This is a genomic window from Lactococcus sp. S47 (genome assembly GCF_016517475.1).
GTDB classification, from domain to species: Bacteria; Bacillota; Bacilli; order Lactobacillales; family Streptococcaceae; genus Lactococcus; species Lactococcus lactis.
In genome coordinates, this window is sequence record NZ_JACVUB010000007.1 from 37,627 (window position 1) to 56,848 (window position 19,222).

The window sequence follows — 19,222 nt, forward strand, 5'->3', positions numbered from 1 at the left end:
TTCTCTTATTATTGTGTCCCTTCACTTAAGAGCCAATGTTTGATAGTTTTCCAATTATCCTTCGTAACAATCAACCTAGGAATATTACTATATAGTGTTTCATTAGTCACTACACCTGGAGATAGTGTGAATATTCCTTGAATTCCATCTTGTAGCATATAATCTTCTAAGTCTTTATTTTGTGCTCCATAGGGATAAGCAAAAACTTTTCCTTTTTGATCTAACTTCTCACCAAATGCTTTCTGACTTTTTTGGTAATCTTCTTGCACTACTTTTTTTGAAATATTAGTAGATAAAATCGCTTCAAAGTTTTCTTGATAATGTAAGTCATTCGTATGTAGTCCTGAAGTAACCAAAGGATTTTCATTCATTTTCTTTATTTCTTTCCAAGTCGACATTTGTGAACCATCAATGGTTTGTCCAACTTTTCCCGTGATAATGAATTGTGTAAAGGGTAAGTCTAATTTTTTCATTATTGGATAAGCGTTCTCTGGCAAAGACTTATCAATGTCATCAAAAGTAATCACTACTGCTTTGCCAATCACCTCTTTTTTATTAAGCTTCTCTATCAGTTCTGAACTAGTCAAAACTTTAATATGATTTTTCTTTAAAAATGTCATTTGCTGTTCAAAATCTTGCAAGAATACATTATATTCATGGAGTTGAGAATTATGCGAAATTGAATAAGCGAAATTTGTAACCACCGTATCTTTTAACACACGGTGATAACAAAGAACAATAATTCCATCATTGTCTTTAAGCAAACTCTCATAAGCAAAATCTGGCTGCTCCTTTTTTCCATCTTGTACATATTTTTTTGTTTCACGTGTGGACATAAACACCAAGATAGCAATAAGACCAAACATCAATATCAAAAAAATATTCTTTTTACTAAATTTCATATTATAAATCTAAGCCTCCTTCGTTAAAATATAAAGACTAGGAATCGTTAATATTGAAAGAAGACAAAACAAATCATAAATTATATCTTCCCAATTTGTTATTGGAAACCCAATGATTACAAAAACAGAGATAATTCCATCACTATATATCCCCAGCAAAGAGATTAATAAAAGAACGAAAACAATTAATATAAACAGCCAACATAGTGAAACAGCCAAGAATTCCAAAAAATGTTGTTTTTTCATTTTTTTACGTATTACTAATTCCATTATTACACCCCTCTATCAGGACTTTCCCATTTTCCTTTATTTGTCCGATTAGTTAAAACAACAAGTTCAGCAGAAAGAGCACTAATCAAATTTAGAAACCAATAAGCAACAAGATAAGCTGGAAATATTAATTTATCAGTCAAGGATAAGCGACTCTCCCCTTTATCATTATTAAGTCCTAAAAAGAATACAAAAAATGAAATAAGAACAAAAATCACGATAATTTGACCCGATACTTTGAATTCTTGATTTAACAGCATTTGGAGAAAATACTGATAAGATTCTATTAAGAAAAACCAACTCCAAATATGACTACAAATCATTTCAATCAAAAGAAACCGATGTTTAAATTCTCCTCTTTTAAAAACCCATGATAAATTTGTAATTAATACTTCTACTCCACCAACTGCCCATCTTCTCCGTTGCTTTAAAAGAGATTTTAAATTTTCAGGAACGAGAATATAGCTTAAAGCTTTAGGGACATATTTGACTTTCCATTGATTACGATGAAGTCGCCAAGTGACATCAATGTCTTCCGTCATCACTTCGGTATTAAAGCCCCCAATTTCTTTCAAAGCCTCTACACGATACATAACAATCACACCTGATACGGTCATTATTGCACCTAGAAAAAGACTTTGTGCTCTCTTAATCGCATCAATCACACTTAAATACTCTAAGGTTTGTAATTTCCCCAATAGAGTTGTTCTGTTTCTAACAATAGGTCGTCCAGTCACAGCCCCAATATCTGAACTAGAAGTTAATTCGGCCAATAAATAAGATAGAGCATCTTTAGAAAGATATGAATCCGCATCAATAACAAGCATATACTTGCTGTTAACTTGTTGCAAAGCAACATTTAAAGCCGTGGCTTTTCCCTTATTTTCCTTTTGCTCAAGAATAGTTAATGTTTCCCAATCGTCGAAAGATTTTTTTACTTCATAAAGTTTCTCCAAAGTGCGGTCACTACTCTTATCATCAACAATAAAGATCTCTAGGAAAGGGTAATTTAGATTATGTAGTGATAATAAAACTTCCTCAATCGTTTCTTCTTCATTGTACGCAGAAATAACAATACTAATTTTTTCAAATTCTTTTGTTTCATCAATTGCTTTCTTATCTCTTTCTTTCCGCCGAGATAAAAAAGCACCACTTGCCCAAATGAAGGACAAGATAATCGGATAATAAACAACATAAACATCTACCATTGTTGAGATTATCATAGTTTTAATTTTCCTTTCTTTCTTTTTTTCTCTTAAAAGGGAAATTTAAAACTTTTCCCACAAAAATTCCTAGTAATGCCGCACTAGTAAAGGCTACTGGAATAATAATCGGTCCTGCTATCACTCGTTGACTTAAGTTTGGAATTTCATGCTTAAAAAATCCATAGACAAACTGATCCGTTAAATCGGATATAAGATAGATAGTCAAAGTAGCGGTAGATAGAGCCTTTAGCAACCTAACGCTCCATTTTGGAATGGGAGTTCTCCACAAGATTGCTATAACTAATACTGTCATTATGGCTGTTTGATAACCAAAATAATCATTGTGGTCTAGCCACTGAAATTCTTGATTCCAACTTGCAAAAGTGTCCGTCAAAGTAAAAATCGTAAGTGCACTTAAGAATGCTGTAACAAGTTTTCCTATTGAAATTTTCTTTATTTCATTTTGATAAGTATAAAGGTAAGCTCCAATAAAATAATAACTAACGGGATAACAAATTTGCCAATAGTCTGGAATAACTTTTCCAAAACTATTTAATAAAGAGGGTAAGAATGTTAGCAAACTTGCGATAAAGACAATATATAAATGATAATTTTTTATTTCTTTTTTATAATTCCAGATAATATTTAATAAAGGGATAAAAAGATAAAGTCCTAAATACATTTCAACATACCAAGAGTAAGAATCGGTTGAATAATCAAAAATTCCATTTATGGCTGTGGAGAAGTCGCTTCCTTTTCCGACAAAAGATAGAACTCCCCATACTAATAAAGATATGCCTATATATGAAATGATGACAGGAACTATTCCCAGAACATATTGAGCACTTAATTCTTTTCGATTCATTAAAAATCCAGTTGCCACTAAAAACAAGGGCACACAAGTAATTAAAATCGTTCTTATCCCAATCCAAAAAATTCCTAAAGTGGAATGAATTGTCATATCATAAAAGCCCGAATTTAATAAAAAATGGACCGAAATGACAAAGAATATTGCACAACTTTTCATTAAATCTATTGATGAATTACGTTTCATTTTTTTATATTTATAGCAGAAAAATTTTGCTCCTATAAATCCTTTCTCTAATTTGGGTTATAAACCGCTCAATTCAAACTTTATAATTATTTTTCCTTTACATCACTAAGTTGTCTCGAAATCATGTTATTCTCCTAACTTTAATTTAGTATGGATTTATAACTACCGAAAATCATTAATTTTTGATTGCAATCCACCAATTTATCACAGTATAACATAACAAAAAGAAATATTGTAATATAAAGCTTACAAAAATTACTTAATATCATCATATTATTCATTTTTAATTATTATTAAACCCTATAAAGTAAAATATCAATCAATAAAAAAAAGCGGTATAGCCTTTATAAAATGGCACTTACGATGATTTTAAGCATATTAGGTAATACTCTAAATTGAAAATTTAGAAATCAAAAACAAACATCAGTTTGTAATTAGTAACATACAAAAAAAGTACTTACTCAAGTAAGTACTTTTTTGCATTGATTTACCATATTTTTATTTTAAAAACTTCTTTTATTCCTGACAATATTAATGTAGGTAGAGCAGGAATAAAAATCACAAGTAGATATACAGGTAATGTTAACTGAGCAGTTCCCATCACACTATTGAAAAACGGAATGATTGTTACTAAAAATGAAGAAACTCCTGCAAATAACACTGCTCCAACAAGTCTAATATTCCCAAAAGGATTACGTCTAAACAATGTTCTTGAACTTCTTGCATCAAATACATGCCATAATTGTCCATAAACTAAAGTCAGAAAAGCAACTGTTTGTGCTTCACTAGCGTTCAATCCATTTTGAGCAGCCAGGAGAAATCCAAGATAAACCATCGCTCCCATAACTGTTCCCCTAATCAAAACCCTAGACCACGTGTGGTTAGCAAGAATAGATTCATTAGGGTTCCGTGGTTTTTCTTTCATCAAATCTGTTTCGGCAACATCATAACCCAAAGAAAAAGATGGAATCGCATCACTCACCATATTAACCCAAAGAACCATTAAAGCAGTCAATGTCGGAGTCATTGCTGCTACATTTCCAACACTACTTCTAAATAAAACTAAACCTAATACAAGGGCCAAAACTTCAGCAACATTTGTTGTCAGTTCGTGTCTCATAAAGTTTTTTATATTAGCATAGATAGTACGACCGCTATAAACTGATTTTTCTATCGTTGTAAATTTATCATCTAGTAAAATGAGATCTGCAGAATCTTTAGTTACTTCTGTACCAGTAATTCCCATCGCCACTCCAATATCAGCAGCTCTTAAAGCTGGAGCATCATTTACTCCGTCTCCGGTCATAGCAACAACTTGTTGATGATTTTGGAGCTGTTTAACAATACGTTGCTTATGCTCTGGTGTCACTCTTGCATAAACATTAACATTTTTTACTTCTGCATAAAGCTCCTGATCTGACATTTCTTCAAGGTCAATTCCCTTTAAAACTGTTGCATTTTTTTCTTTTACAATCCCCAAATCATAGGCAATCGCACGAGCTGTTTTTTCATGATCCCCTGTAATCATAACCACATTAATATTTGCATCATGAAGTTGTCTGATAGATTCTTTCACTTCTTCTCGTGGAGGATCAATTATTCCTGCAACTCCCGTTAATATAAAATCTTTTTCTACGTCTTCCGTGGCTCCGTATAATGCCTCTTCTTCATCAACTTTTTTGTAGGCCACAGCCAAGGTTCTTAGTGCTTCATCCGCATAATCATCTACCACTTTAATAAAGTTATCTTTTGACTGCTCAGATTGGTCAACTATATCTCCAATCAAAATCCCCGAAGCTTTTTCCATTAAAACATCTGGTGCTCCTTTGGTATAAACGTAAAATCCTTCATCATTTTGAACAATGACACTCATCATTTTTCTACTGCTACTAAAAGGAAGAGTTCTTATAATTTTATTGTTTATTAATAACTTATTCTTGCTATAGCCGGCTTTACTACCAAGAACGGTAAGAGCAACTTCTGTAGGATTACCAAAAGTTTTTACTTGCCCCTCAACTTCTTTGACACTTGAATCATTACACAAAACGATATTTTTCATAAATTGAGCAAAATTTACATTTTTTTCACCTTTTGATACCAAGTGAATTTCACCAATGGAACGATATCCCAGACCATCCACATTATACAGTTGACCATTAGCGTAAAATTTTGTAACGGTCATCTCATTTTGGGTCAATGTACCTGTTTTATCAGAACAGATGTAAGAAGTACTCCCTAAAGTTTCCACACTACTTAGTGTTTTAATCAAACCTTTATTTTTTGACATTTTGACTGCACCGATTGTCAATACTATTGAGAGAACAACTGGTAAAGCATCTGGAATAGAGGCAACTGCGAGAGCGATTGAGGTTGAAAATACTGAAGTAATTGAGTTAATTGAAAATTCTCCAGAACTTATTAATCCAAATACAAAAGTTAATAAAACAATCCCAGCGGATATTTTCATCAGTGTTTTAGTAAGTTTTTTTACGGTTTCTTGTAATGGAGATGATTTCATTCCCTCATCTTTCATCAACTGAGAAATTTTCCCAAGTTCTGTGTTTTCTCCCGTGGCTACAACTATTCCAATTCCCTGTCCATTTGAAACGATAGAGCCAGAAAATCCCATATTCGTTTGATCACCAATTTCGACGTTTTCATTAATGACCTCTATATTTTTTATTATAGCATCAGCTTCACCCGTTAAATGAGACTCAATTAATTGAAGTTCATCAAGCTCTAACCATCTTATATCGGCCTCCACAAAATCACCTACTGTAACTTTTACGATATCACCAACAACTAGCTCATTTGATGAAATTTTTTCTAAGGCTCCATTTCTTAGTACAGATGCAAAACGATTGTTCATTTCTTTTAGTGAATTTAAATTTTTACGAGCACTAATTTCTTGCCAAAAACCTAAAAATGCATTTATAATAATCAAAATAGCTATAGCAATCGCTTCATATAAGGATTCTAAACCATGTTTTTTATCTCCAACTATTTGGAATGAATAAAATGAACTAAAAAATGATAGAGCGACTGCCCCTAATAAAACAATGATTATTGGTTCTTTAAAACTTTTAAAAAATACTTTTAAATAGCTTTCTTCCTTTTCTTCTGGAAGTTTATTTTCACCATATCTTTCTCGATTATCAGTAACCTGAGTACTCGAAAGTCCTCTATCTATCTTAACATCATAACTATGTAATAATTCTTCTTTGGATTTTTGATAAAATTTCATATCATCCCTTTCTAGTAAAAAACGACAAAAAAGAACGCAAACCTCAAAACAATCTCCTCACCCTTGGAGATATGTCTTGAAGCTTGCGCCCAACCTAGTCGTTTATTTAATTAATTATATTTTAACATTATCCATATCGTAAGTCAATCCATTTTATATTGTTTTGACTACAACACAATATATAATTATATTAAAACTCAAATTATCCCTCCGTTCCCAAAACAAATAAGTTCCAGTAGCCCCTTTAGTAAGTTAAATGGTAAAATATTATTAGAATGTATGAATTTATAATATGTACTATATAAATGAATTTTCAATTATTTTAAAGCTAGAAAGAATATCATGACTAAAAATTACTTAGAAATCCCTGAAGAACTTTATAATAAATTAAGTGATTATGCAGAAAATGACCAACTATCAATCCGTTTAGAAAATCAACAGATATTATTAGAAAATCCGAAAATTAATCATACCAATAAACAAAATTTAGCTTTACACTATTTTATAGTACCTAGTTTAGCATCTGGAATAATTGCATTGCTTATCTTTTTAAGTACCAATCATCCACAAATCGCATTTACGGGGAGCCGCCACCTCTCTGTTGCAAGTTTGAGCATAATTCTATCAACCCTTTTTGGTTTTTTTGGTTTCATATGGACTTATCTTCGCAAAAGTTGTGACTTATCCAAATCTAAATTTAAAATTTTTAGAGAAACTTTAACGCTATCGGTAGCCTATACAAGTATTTCTTTTGCTGTTCAAATCATTTTTTGGTACATAATTGGCAAAACATTTAGCGGAGTAACTTTTGACCCCTTTACTGCAGGGTTTCTTGTCTTAGTATTTGTTGGAATCATCTTTTATTTTCTTATTTCAGCAGCTCTTTCCATCACTTTACCTAATCTTATTTTGCTCCTCTTTACCACTTTCATAGGGGGGATTCTTGTTTCAATGGCAACAAACAATCAAAAAGATTGGTGGCAACATAACTTCAGCTTCTTAGGAACTGGTGAAGCCACACAGCACTGGCAGTTCAATATCACCTTAATATTTTCTGCTCTTATTCTTCTTACCATAACTGATTTTCTCTTTGCTGAGTTTTCTAAGAGCAGCCTTTACAATTATAAATTTAAAATAATTCGTGTTTTTTATATTCTCATAGCACTTTTGATCGCTTTCGTCGGAATTTTTCCAGCCCAATCATGGACAATGCCTATACATAATAATTCTGCATTTGGTCTGGTTGCGGTTGTTCTTATTATGATTATCTTTCTTAAATGGTTAGTTCCCACCATTTCTAAAGAATTTTTAGCATTATCTTGGACTGCTTTGATAGCATTAACTTTATCTGCCGTTGCCTTTATGGGAATTCACTATCTCTCATTAACGGTCTTTGAAATTATTGCTTTTGCTATAGCTTTTACCTGGCTCGTTATGTTTATCAATTCACTCAGGGGAATTATTCAAGAAGGAAACGAATGGCAAGTAAAGCTCCTTCAAAAATAATTACCTCAAGCATCAGATAAGAAAAACAAAAAGGTTGAATTTTCAGAAAATTGTGTTATAATATCTTCACAAATACATTTTGGTTGGAGGTTCATCATGGAATTTAAAAGTTTACTGCTCCTTTCACTTGCTGCAGTTTCTGCAGTTGATCCATACTTACCCACAATTTTTATTTCAGCCACAACACTTGATGATATTGAATTTGAAGGATAACAATAACCATAAAAAATTTTTTAATTCATTTTCTTTTATTATCCAATAACAATTACTATGCACTCAACAAAAAACCATTGTTCCTTTCTGGCAGTGGTTTTTTTCAATAAAAAAAAGACGCAAATGCGTCTATAAAAATTCCAATAAATGAATATTTTAATTATGAATTAAATTGCTGAACGCAAACGAGCGCCACCATTTTCTAAAACACGAACTGTACGAGGTAAAAAAGCACGGATTTCTTCTTCATTATATCCAACATGAAGACGTTTTTCATCCATAATAATTGGACGACGCATGATTTGTGGATTTTCAGAAATAATTTTAATTGCTTGTGAAAGTGAAATATCTTCAAAATCAACACCCAAAGTCTTCACAAAGCGATTTCTACTTGAAATTAATCCTTCAACACCATCGTCACATTTTTGTAGAATTTGACTAATCTCTGTTGTTGATAAAGGATCCGCGATGAGATTTCTTTCGTTAAATGGGATGTGGTGATATGAAAGCCAAGTTTTAGCTTTTTTACAGCTCGTACAAGAGGGTGCTGTATAGATTGTGATCATCGTCTCTCCTTCGTGTATATTTATTTATCTAATAGTATTAAACATCAATGATTGTACAATTATACCATATTTATAGACTTAAAAAAAGACCTTTTCAAAATTTTTTCACAAATTTTTTCAATAAAAAAACCACTGAAATCAGTAGTTTTTTTCACTGCATTAGATATTATAATGTTGTTTTTTCAACATCGATGGATAAACATTTTTAGCCTTTTGTAACTCTCGTTTTTTTGCCTCAATATCATCAGTAATTTCGACAGAAAAATTCTCGAAAATTGTACGAGATTCTTTGAAAATGTATCCCCCATTTTTCAAGTCCTGCTCGTCATCAAATACAGCTAAATGGTGAGAGAGCTTTTTGAAAAATGTATTCAAAAAATAAGTTGGAATGTATAAATTATACATTGAAGTATAGTTTTTCAAAAAATTATAATCGTAAAAAGGAACTTTCACATCACTTTGAGGATTAATTAATTCTTTATCACTCCCAGTAATTGGGCGATTAAGAATTTCAATCACTTTTTGATTAAGTGTGTTACGAACTTCAATTTCACGAAGTAATTTTTCAATTGTTAATCGTTTCTTATAACGATTTTCATCATAAATTTTGTAAATGTAGATGCCTGCAACCATTAGCCACGCGCCAATAATCAGACCAAAAATCATTGCAATAATAAGTTCTGTATTCATGTCATAATTATAACAAATTTGAAAGCGTTAAGAAAGTTTAAACTCTTTTTTTATCAAGTTTTAGGAAAAGTCATAAAAAAAGACAATATTCTTTGACCTTTTTTGACCAATGAGTTATAATATAGAAAAATAAACAAATGAATTCAATTTTATCTAAAATTAAATTCATATCTTATTTATAAAGGAGATTCAATCTATGGGTTATTTAGTACCTACCGTTATTGAACAATCAAGCCGTGGCGAACGTGCTTATGATATTTATTCACGACTTTTAAAAGACCGCATTATCATGCTGACAGGACCTGTTGAAGATGGAATGGCAAATTCTATCATTGCTCAACTTCTTTTCTTGGATGCACAAGATAACACTAAAGATATTTATCTCTACGTAAATACACCTGGTGGTTCTGTATCTGCTGGTCTTGCCATTGTTGATACAATGAATTTTATCAAATCAGATGTTCAAACTATCGTTATGGGAATGGCTGCCTCTATGGGAACAATCATTGCTTCAAGCGGAACAAAAGGCAAACGATTCATGTTGCCAAATGCTGAATATCTTATTCACCAACCAATGGGTGGTACAGGTCAAGGCACTCAACAAACTGATATGGCTATTGTTGCTGAGCAACTTTTGAAAACTCGTAAACGTTTGGAACAAATTCTTGCTGATAATTCCAACCGTTCACTTGAACAAATTCACAAAGATGCCGAACGTGACCATTGGATGGATGCCAAAGAAACTTTGGAATATGGTTTCATCGATGAAATTATGGAAAATAATTCCTTAAAATAATGATGTAAATTTTAAAAGCCCTGATTTCAGGGCTTTTTATTTTTCTGATTATCAATCTATTTTTTAATATGTTTTTATAAAATCAATCAAAACGTCGGAAAATTTTGAAGTTGAAAGTTTTCCACCTAAATCAGCTGTCAAATTTCCATTCCTGAATGAAAATGAAAGAGCAATTTTGATTAATTCAGCCACCTCTTGCCAGCCTAAATACTCAAACATCATCACTCCAGATAAAATTAGACTAGAAGGATTTGCTATATTTTTTCCAGCGATATCTGGAGCTGTTCCATGAGTTGCTTCAAAAATAGCATGACCGCTTTTATAATTAATATTCGCACCTGGTGCAATTCCAATTCCTCCAACCTGTGCGGCAAGTGCATCTGAAATATAATCACCATTTAAATTAAGAGTGGCAATTACTTCAAAATTTTCAGGATTTAAAATAATCTGTTGGAGGAAGTTGTCAGCAATTACATCATCTACATAAATTTTTCCTGATTTTAATGCTGCTTTTTTCTCATTTTCAGCTTGTAAACTTCCTCTTTCATTTTTGATTTCATCGTATTCTAGTTTTGTAAAAGTTGGATATTCCCTAGCAACCTCATAGGCCCAATTTCTAAATCCTCCTTCAGTAAATTTCATAATATTTCCCTTATGAACAAAGGTCACTCTTTTTTTGTTCATTTTCAGAGCGTACTCAAAAGCCGCATTAACCAGTCGTTTACTTCCTTCAGGACTAACAGGTTTTATTCCTAGTGCTGAAGTTTTTGGAAAGCGAATAGAATGGACATTCAATTCTTTTTCTAAAAATTTTAATAAGTTGTGAGACTCATTTGTTTCACTAGCAAATTCAATACCTGCATAAATATCTTCTGTATTTTCTCGAAAAATTGTCATGTCAACTTTTTCTGGCGCCTTAACTGGGGATTTTATCCCTTTAAAATATTCAACTGGTCTTACGCAAGCATATAAATCCATTTTTTGTCTTAAAGTAACATTAATTGAACGAAAGCTTTCACCGACCGGGGTCATTAGTGGTCCCTTTATCGCAATTAAATTTTCATTAATATGAGCGAGAGTTTCTTTGGGCAGATATTCTCCACAAGTCTCAAATGCTTCTCCTCCAGCCAATAATTTTTGCCATTCTATTTTCTTTTTTTGACCATAAATTTTTAGAACCGCAGCATCAAAAACTTTTTGCGCCTGAGGAAAAATATCTTCGCCAACACCATCTCCTCTAATATAACCAATTGCTGGATAATCTGGCACAACTAATTTTCCATTTTTCATCTCAATTTTCATAATAATTTTCACCTATTTTTTTATTTTTTCCGAATCACATAAGGCATTATACCGTCATTAGCATAGTAATCTAAATCCGCCTGAGAATCAAAGCGTAAAAGAACCTCAAAGTTTTTTTCGGCAGTACTTACAGTAATTTTTTCATGAATTTTGGGATTTTCTGGTAGCTCTATAGAAAAACTTTCATAACCACTTAATCCTAAAGTTTCGGCATTTTCATTATCTAGAAACTGTAGGGGAAGAACACCCATCATGACGAGATTACTTCGATGAATACGTTCAAAACTCTCAGCAATTACAGCCTTGACTCCAAGTAATTTTGTTCCCTTGGCCGCCCAGTCTCGACTGGAACCCATTCCATAATCCTTACCAGCAAGAACAATTAATCCTTGTCCTTGTTCTTTATATTTTTTAGCTACCTCATAAATAGGTAATGTTTCATTATTGAATAGAGAATAACCTCCCTCAAGAGGAGCAACAAGCTGATTTTTGATACGGATATTAGCAAATGTTCCCCTTGTCATTACTTTATCATTTCCGCGTCTTGAACCAAAACTATTAAAATCCTTATAAGCAAGTCCTCGAGAACTTAGATAATCCCCAGCTGGGGATTTTAAAGGAATATTCCCTGCTGGACTAATATGGTCAGTTGTGATAGAATCACCAAATTTTGCTAAAACATGTAAATTTGACAGTGAAGCTATCGGTTTATTTATCATAGTTAAGTTTTCAAAATATGGTGGATTAGAAATATAGGTAGATTCAGATTTCCAGTCATAAACTTCACTTTTCTTTGTTTTGATATTATTCCAGACTGTATTTTCATCAAAAACCTTAGCATAACTTTCAGCATATAAATCACTTGTTACGTATTTTTGCACTAAATCATTCACTTCATCAGAAGTTGGCAGAATATCTTTCAAATATACCTTTTCACCTTCTAGATTAGTCCCCAGAGCAACAGTTGTTAAATTTTTACGAACAGAACCCGCTAAAGCATACGCAACTACTAATGGAGGACTTGCTAGATAGTTCGCCTTCACTAATGGATGAATTCGACCTTCAAAATTTCGATTGCCACTCAAAACACTCGTTGCAATCAGTTCTTTATTTCTAATCTCTGTTTCCATTTCACTTAAAAGTGGCCCTGAGTTACCTATACAGGTTGTACAGCCATATCCTACTACATAAAATCCCAACGTTTCAAGATAAGGAAGGAGACCCGCTTTCTCTAAATAAGAGGTAACAACTTTTGAACCAGGAGCTAATGAAGTTTTAACCCAGCTAGGAACCGTAAGGCCTTGTTCTACTGCATTTTTTGCAAGTAATCCCGCCATCATCATAACATGTGGATTACTCGTATTGGTACAACTTGTAATAGCGGCAATTGCAATTTTTCCATCCTCTTCTTTCAGAGGTTTTTGTTTTTTAGCAAAGTCTTCAAAGTTATTTGCTAGCTCAGACAATTCAAGCATATCTTGGGGACGAGAGGGACCTGATAATCGTGTTGCTACTTCACTTAAATCAACATTAATCGTCTTATTATAGTATGGTTCACGTTTTTCGTCATAAAATAACTTATTTGCCTTTGCATAGGTTTCTACTCGCGCAACCACTTCCTCAGAACGATTTGTCGCCCGAAGATATTTCAAAGTTTCATTATCAATCGGAAAATATCCACAGGTGGCACCATACTCAGGAGCCATATTTGAAATTGTTGCTCTATCTGCTAAACTTAAATTTTTTAGTCCTTCTCCAAAAAATTCAACGAATTTTCCTACCACTTTTTCATCTCGTAAAATTTTTGTCATTGTCAAAGCTAAATCTGTTGCAGTAGCAAATGCTCCTAAATTACCTATTAATCTAACTCCTACTACTTCTGGAACAGGCAATGAGCTAGGCTCTCCTAGCATCACTGCTTCTGCTTCAATTCCTCCTACTCCCCAACCAAGAACACCAAGGGCATTAATCATTGTTGTATGACTATCTGTACCAAAAACACTATCTGGATATAAAACGCCATTTTTTTCGGTAATTACTTCACTTAAATATTCAATATTAACTTGATGAATAATACCTGTTGCTGGAGGGACTACTCTAAAATTATCAAAAGATTGCTCTGCCCATTTTAAAAATTCGTAACGTTCACGATTACGTTCAAATTCTTTTTTTGAATTTAACAGAAAAGCCTCTTCATTTCCTTGAAAATCTACTTGAACAGAATGATCAATTACTAAATCCACTGGAGTTTCTGGGTTAATTAGTTCAGGATTCTTTCCTAATTCAACCATTGCGTCTCTCATTGCCGCAAGGTCAACAATAGCTGGAACTCCTGTGAAATCTTGAAGAACAACACGGCTTGGTAAGAAAACTGTTTCTTGACCAACTTCCCCTTTTAAATAGTCTTTAACGGATTGAATATGAGCCTGATTAATATTCTCATCATTTTTCTGTCTAAGCAAACTTTCTAAAAGAACTCGTAAACTATATGGAAAGTCTTCAATTCTTTCAGTTTCTGAGATATCATAATAATGGTATATTTTATTAGAAATACTTATTTTTTTCATCTTTCCCCCAACTTTATATAATTTTTTGATTCTAAGACACTTTCATAGGCTGGACGGATAATCTTATTCATATTAATTAGTTCTTCTATACGATGTGCTAACCAACCTACAATTCTAGCAATCGCAAATAATGGAGTAAATAATTCTTGTGGAATTTCTAATATTCTATAGACAAAGCCAGAGTAGAAATCAACATTTGGACAAATCGTTTTATATATTTTCCGATTTTCCGATATTACTTTAGGAGCTAGCCTTGCAACTTTTTCATATAACTTGAATTCCTCTTCCAATCCTTTTTCTTTTACTAAAGTCTCGACATAGGATTTAAAAACCTCAAACCGTGGGTCGCTTACACTATAAATGGCATGACCAATACCATAAATTAATCCTTGCTTATCAAAAACTTCTTTATTTAAGATTTTATGGAGATACTTTTCTATTTCAGCATCATCTTCATAATTAGAAATATTTTCTTTTATATTTTCTAACATTTTTGCTGCCTTAATATTAGCCCCACCGTGTTTAGGCCCTTTTAAACTGGAAAGGGCAGCAGCAATTGTAGCATAAGTATCTGTTCCACTTGAGGTGACCACATGAGTCGTAAAAGTCGAATTGTTACCTCCACCATGTTCCATATGGAGAATCAAGGCAATATCTAATACTTTAGCCTCTACCTCTGTGTAATGGCAGTCTGGGCGAAGCATTCGTAAAATATTCTCAGCGGTCGTCATTTTTGGATCAGGATAATGAATATAAAGACTTTCTTTTTTAAAATAATGAACATAAGATTGGTAACTGTAAATCGCAAGAAGTGGAAAATCAGCAATAAGTCCCAAAGATTGTTCTAAAACATTTTCAATCGAGATATCTGAAACTTTCTCATCGTAACTAGCAAGAGCTAGTATACAACGGCTCATCGAATTCATCACGTCACTTGAAGGGTTGGTTAAAATAGTTTCACGGACAAAAAATTCTGGTAGAGTTCTCCTACTGGCTAAAAGGTTTTGAAATTCCTGAAGTTCATTTGCCGTGGGAAGTTCTCCAAATAACAATAGATAAGTCATCTCTTCAAAACCAAAACGATTTTCTTTTCTTAAATCATTAATAATATCTTTAATATTATAAGCTCTATACTCTAAAATACCGGGAATTTGGTTTCCTTCTTTATCAAAAGAATGTATCGCCGAAATATTGGTTAAACCCGCTAAAACTCCTTTCCCATTAATGTCTCTTAAACCTTTTTTAACATTGTACTTTTTGTAAAATTCACTAGGAATTTGTGAATTTTTAATCATTTTTTCTTCTTTACTTAATAAATTCATAAACGCCTCCATCTATTTCATTATTATACACTTTTTATTCCGAAAATTATATATTTTCTGAAAATTTAAATATTTTTTTGAAGAAAAATAAAAAACCTACCCAAAAGGTAGGTTTAATTTATATTAATTAATTTCGATTAACAAGTCTTGAGTTTGAATTGCCTCACCTTTAACCACATGAAGGTCAACAATCTCGCCATCAAATGGTGCTTCAATAGTTGTTTCCATTTTCATGGCTTCAGTAACCATCAAGGCTTGACCTTTTTGAACTTTGTCACCAGCTTTAACTAAAATTTCAAGAACAGAACCTGGCATAGTAGCTCCAATTTGGTTTGGATTTCCTGTTTCGGCTTTGCGTTTAGCCACAACTTGAGTTTGTACAGATTGGTCATTAATTACGACTTCTCGACGTTGACCATTTAGGTTAAAGAAGAGAACACGATTTCCAGCTAGGTCAGGTTCTCCTATTTCATCTAAACGAATGCTGAGTGTTTTACCTTTTTCAATTTGTACTTCAATTTTTTCATTGAGACGCATTCCATGTAAGAAAGTAGGAGTGTCAAGTAGCGTAACTGCTCCAAATTCTCTTTGCATTTTTTGATAATCAAGGAAAACTTGTGGATACATGATATATGAGATAACTTCGTGATCTCCTGGTTCATAGCCAATTTTTTGTTCTAGGTCTGCTTTAACAGTTTCAAAATCAACTTTTTCTGCGTGTAAGCCTGGACGGTCAGTAATTACGGCTTTATCTTTCACGATAATTTTTTGTAATTCTTCTGGGAAGCCACCCACTGGTTGTCCTAAATCTCCACGGAAGAATGATACTACAGATTCTGGGAAATTAAGTTCGTTACCACGCGCATAAACATCTTCTTCTGTTAAATCATTTTGAATCATAAAGAGAGCCATATCTCCAACTACTTTTGAAGAAGGAGTTACTTTAATAATATCTCCAAACATCATGTTAACTTTACGATACATTTGTTTGATTTCATCAAAACGATGTCCAAGACCAACTACTGCTGCCTGAGATTTTAGGTTAGTGTATTGACCACCAGGCATTTCATGCATGTAAACTTCTGTCTGAGGACTTGTAATACCCGCTTCAAATGGTGCATAATATTTACGAACATCTTCCCAATAATGGTCAATTTGTTCAGCATTTTTTACATTAATTGAGGCATGGCGAGGACCATGTTCAAGTGCATAGTAAATAGATTGCATTGATGGTTGAGATGTTCCGCCAGCAAGACTCGCTGTTGCTACGTCAATAATGTCTACACCTGCTTGAGTTGCACCAGAATATGTAATGATTCCATTTCCTGAAGTATCGTGTGTATGCAAATGAATTGGCAAATCAACGGTATCTTTTAATTCTGAAATCAAACGATAAGCAGCTTGAGGTTTCAATAAACCTGCCATATCTTTAACTGCCAAGATATGAGCACCTGTTGCTTCTAATTCTTTTGCTAAGTCTTTATAGTATTGAATATTATATTTTGGTCGGCTTGGGTCTAGGATGTCTCCCGTATAACAAATTGTTGCTTCTGCAATTTTCCCATTATCTCGAACGGCTTGAATGGATTTTTCCATTTGGGGTAACCAGTTAAGACTATCAAAGATACGGAAAACATCGATACCTTCATGCGCCGCTACTCGGATAAATTCTTCAATCACATTATCTGGATAGTTTTGGTAACCAACTGCATTTGAACCACGGAAGAGCATTTGGAACATGGTATTTGGCATGAGTTTACGTAGTTTACGTAGACGATACCACGGTGATTCATTCAAGAAACGGTAAGCCACATCAAAGGTTGCACCACCCCACATCTCAGCTGAGAAAAGTTCTGGTAGCCCTTGGTCAATCGCTTGGGCAATTCCTTTCATATCTTGTAAACGTAAGCGAGTAGCAAGCAAGGATTGGTGAGCATCACGTAAAGTTGTATCTGTTAATAATACTTCTTTTGTATTTTTAACATAATCAACAACAGCATCAGCACCTTGTTCATCTAAGATATTTTTGGCTGTCTTTTTCTTTTCAAGATTAAGAAGGGGTTGACGTGGTTCTTCAAAATGACGTTTTTCAGTATTTTCAATCCCTGGGAAGCCATTGACTGTAATCATTGATAAATAATGCAGCGTCTTTGTTCCACGGTCACGTAAGTGTGGGAAGTTGAACAGACTTGGTGTATTATCAATAAAGGTTGTTGTTGCTTGACCACTTGTGAAGTTTTCATTAGCAATAACATTAATCAAGAAAGGAATATTTGTTTTGACACCACGAATACGGAATTCATGGAGAACGCGGTCCATTTTTCTTACGCTGTCACTAAATTCATTGGCAAAAGTACAAACTTTTACTAAAAGTGAATCAAAATATGGAGTTACTTCATATCCAGCATAGGCATTTCCGACATCTAAACGTACACCAAAACCACCTGGTGAACGGTAAGTATCAATTTTACCTGTGTCTGGCAAGAATCCATTTTGTGGATCTTCTGTTGTGATTCGACATTGAATTGCTGAACCCAAAAGTGGAATTTCAGACTGTGCTGGAAGTCCAATTTCTCTATGTAAGTCTTTACCTTGAGCAATCAAAATTTGAGCTTGGACAATATCTACACCTGTGATAAGTTCCGTAATTGTATGTTCAACTTGAACACGTGGATTTACTTCAATGAAATAAAATTTATCATCTTTAACAAGAAACTCAACTGTACCAGCATTAACATAGCCAACATTTTTACAAAGTTTGACTGCTGCTTCACATATTTCGTTACGGAAGTCCAGTGAAAGTCCCACGGCTGGCGCAATTTCAATGACTTTTTGATTACGTCGTTGTACTGAACAGTCACGCTCATGGAGGTGAATAATATTTCCATGATTATCTCCAAGAATTTGGACTTCAATATGTTTTGGATTTTCAATATATTTTTCAACATAGATTTCGCCAGAACCAAAAGCTCCAATTGCTTCTGATTTTGCTCTAGCATAACCATCATGCATTTCAGCATCATTACGCGCAACTCGCATTCCGCGACCACCACCGCCTAAAGCGGCCTTAATCATAACTGGATAACCGTAAGTTTTAGCAAATTCTAAAGCGCCGTCGATATCTACTGCTCCATTTGTTCCGGGAATTCCTGGAACTTTTGCTTCGTCGGCAGCTGCTTTAGCTTTAATTTTATCACCGAAAATATCCAAATGATGAAGTTCAGGACCCACAAAAACTAAACCTGCTGCGCGAACTTTGGTAGCAAATTCGAGATTTTCAGATAAGAGGCCATAACCTGGGTGAATAGCATCCGCTCCTGATTCAAGGGCAACACGAATGATATCATCAATATCCAAATAGGCATCAATTGGTTTTTTTCCTTGACCGATTAGATAAGATTCATCTGCTTTAAAGCGATGAACAGAATATTCATCTTCTCTTGCATAGACGGCTACAGTAGAAAGTCCGAGTTCATTACAGGCACGAAAGACACGAACGGCGATTTCTCCACGATTGGCGACGAGTAGTTTTTTCATTTTGACTCCTTAATGAGGCTTGCTTGGAAAGGTAATTGGTCATTACCT

Annotated in this window: 12 protein-coding genes and 1 other annotated feature; of the genes, 2 read left to right on the forward strand and 10 right to left on the reverse strand. The window is 33.5% G+C overall.

All coding sequences use genetic code 11. From position 1 onward, the window contains the following. Window positions 1-8 precede the first annotated feature (8 nt). From IAE52_RS08315 to IAE52_RS08330, 4 genes are all read right to left on the reverse strand, one after another. Window positions 9-902, reverse strand: a complete 894-nt coding sequence (locus tag IAE52_RS08315; RefSeq protein ID WP_033899631.1) for a polysaccharide deacetylase family protein — start codon at window positions 900-902, stop codon at window positions 9-11. Between the two features lie 272 nt (window positions 903-1,174). Continuing rightward, entirely contained in the window at window positions 1,175-2,395 is a 1,221-nt protein-coding gene (locus IAE52_RS08320; protein ID WP_109990685.1) for a glycosyltransferase, read from the reverse strand. 4 nt (window positions 2,396-2,399) lie between these two features. Further along, window positions 2,400-3,431: an acyltransferase gene (locus tag IAE52_RS08325; protein ID WP_109990684.1), complete on the reverse strand. Its 1,032-nt coding sequence runs from the start codon at window positions 3,429-3,431 to the stop codon at window positions 2,400-2,402. Between the two features lie 487 nt (window positions 3,432-3,918). Beyond that, window positions 3,919-6,675, reverse strand: coding sequence for a cation-transporting P-type ATPase (locus IAE52_RS08330; protein ID WP_033899635.1), 2,757 nt, complete (start codon window positions 6,673-6,675; stop codon window positions 3,919-3,921). A gap of 51 nt (window positions 6,676-6,726) precedes the next feature. Further along, window positions 6,727-6,770, reverse strand: a sequence feature (sodium ion sensor (DUF1646 type); this cis-regulatory element may regulate processes involved in with the transportation of sodium ions). A 247-nt stretch (window positions 6,771-7,017) separates the two neighbouring features. On the opposite strand from IAE52_RS08330, the gene IAE52_RS08335 reads away from it, so the two are divergent. Beyond that, window positions 7,018-8,181, forward strand: coding sequence for a DUF998 domain-containing protein (locus IAE52_RS08335; RefSeq protein ID WP_023188922.1), 1,164 nt, complete (start codon window positions 7,018-7,020; stop codon window positions 8,179-8,181). A 380-nt stretch (window positions 8,182-8,561) separates the two neighbouring features. On the opposite strand, the gene spx is transcribed toward IAE52_RS08335, so the two are convergent. Next, on the reverse strand, window positions 8,562-8,960 hold the full coding sequence (spx, locus tag IAE52_RS08340) for a transcriptional regulator Spx (protein WP_003129597.1): 399 nt from the start codon (window positions 8,958-8,960) through the stop codon (window positions 8,562-8,564). A gap of 159 nt (window positions 8,961-9,119) precedes the next feature. Further along, entirely contained in the window at window positions 9,120-9,650 is a 531-nt protein-coding gene (locus IAE52_RS08345; RefSeq protein ID WP_003129594.1) for a hypothetical protein, read from the reverse strand. A 196-nt stretch (window positions 9,651-9,846) separates the two neighbouring features. On the opposite strand from IAE52_RS08345, the gene IAE52_RS08350 reads away from it, so the two are divergent. Then, window positions 9,847-10,446 carry an ATP-dependent Clp protease proteolytic subunit gene (locus IAE52_RS08350; RefSeq protein WP_003129593.1) on the forward strand — a complete coding sequence of 200 codons (600 nt, stop codon included), beginning with the start codon at window positions 9,847-9,849 and terminating at the stop codon, window positions 10,444-10,446. A 63-nt stretch (window positions 10,447-10,509) separates the two neighbouring features. Here the strand turns inward: IAE52_RS08350 and icd are convergent, their stop codons facing one another. The 4 genes from icd to IAE52_RS08370 all read right to left on the reverse strand — a co-directional run bounded on the left by icd (window position 10,510) and on the right by IAE52_RS08370 (window position 19,174). Beyond that, the gene (gene icd / locus IAE52_RS08355) at window positions 10,510-11,748 is read right to left on the reverse strand and encodes an NADP-dependent isocitrate dehydrogenase (protein WP_010905501.1); all 1,239 of its coding nucleotides are present in this window, start codon (window positions 11,746-11,748) and stop codon (window positions 10,510-10,512) included. A gap of 20 nt (window positions 11,749-11,768) precedes the next feature. After that, a complete protein-coding gene (acnA, locus tag IAE52_RS08360; RefSeq protein ID WP_017864222.1) occupies window positions 11,769-14,315 on the reverse strand; it encodes an aconitate hydratase AcnA in 2,547 nt (848 codons plus the stop codon). Then, the gene (locus tag IAE52_RS08365; RefSeq protein WP_017864221.1) at window positions 14,312-15,637 is read right to left on the reverse strand and encodes a citrate/2-methylcitrate synthase; all 1,326 of its coding nucleotides are present in this window, start codon (window positions 15,635-15,637) and stop codon (window positions 14,312-14,314) included. The genes acnA and IAE52_RS08365 overlap by 4 nt, the downstream gene beginning before the upstream one ends. Before the next feature lie 123 nt (window positions 15,638-15,760). Next, window positions 15,761-19,174: a pyruvate carboxylase gene (locus tag IAE52_RS08370; protein ID WP_109990683.1), complete on the reverse strand. Its 3,414-nt coding sequence runs from the start codon at window positions 19,172-19,174 to the stop codon at window positions 15,761-15,763. Window positions 19,175-19,222: the final 48 nt, after the last annotated feature.

Bases quoted from the DNA above. Each gene is read 5' to 3' on its own strand.
- IAE52_RS08350 (WP_003129593.1), top strand. From the start codon at position 9,847: ATGGGTTATTTAGTACCTACCGTTATTGAACAATCAAGCCGTGGCGAA.
- IAE52_RS08330 (WP_033899635.1), bottom strand. From the start codon at position 6,675: ATGAAATTTTATCAAAAATCCAAAGAAGAATTATTACATAGTTATGAT.
- spx (WP_003129597.1), bottom strand. From the start codon at position 8,960: ATGATCACAATCTATACAGCACCCTCTTGTACGAGCTGTAAAAAAGCT.
- IAE52_RS08370 (WP_109990683.1), bottom strand. From the start codon at position 19,174: ATGAAAAAACTACTCGTCGCCAATCGTGGAGAAATCGCCGTTCGTGTC.
- IAE52_RS08345 (WP_003129594.1), bottom strand. From the start codon at position 9,650: ATGAATACAGAACTTATTATTGCAATGATTTTTGGTCTGATTATTGGC.
- IAE52_RS08335 (WP_023188922.1), top strand. From the start codon at position 7,018: ATGACTAAAAATTACTTAGAAATCCCTGAAGAACTTTATAATAAATTA.
- icd (WP_010905501.1), bottom strand. From the start codon at position 11,748: ATGAAAATTGAGATGAAAAATGGAAAATTAGTTGTGCCAGATTATCCA.
- acnA (WP_017864222.1), bottom strand. From the start codon at position 14,315: ATGAAAAAAATAAGTATTTCTAATAAAATATACCATTATTATGATATC.
- IAE52_RS08325 (WP_109990684.1), bottom strand. From the start codon at position 3,431: ATGAAACGTAATTCATCAATAGATTTAATGAAAAGTTGTGCAATATTC.
- IAE52_RS08320 (WP_109990685.1), bottom strand. From the start codon at position 2,395: ATGATAATCTCAACAATGGTAGATGTTTATGTTGTTTATTATCCGATT.
- IAE52_RS08365 (WP_017864221.1), bottom strand. From the start codon at position 15,637: ATGAATTTATTAAGTAAAGAAGAAAAAATGATTAAAAATTCACAAATT.
- IAE52_RS08315 (WP_033899631.1), bottom strand. From the start codon at position 902: ATGAAATTTAGTAAAAAGAATATTTTTTTGATATTGATGTTTGGTCTT.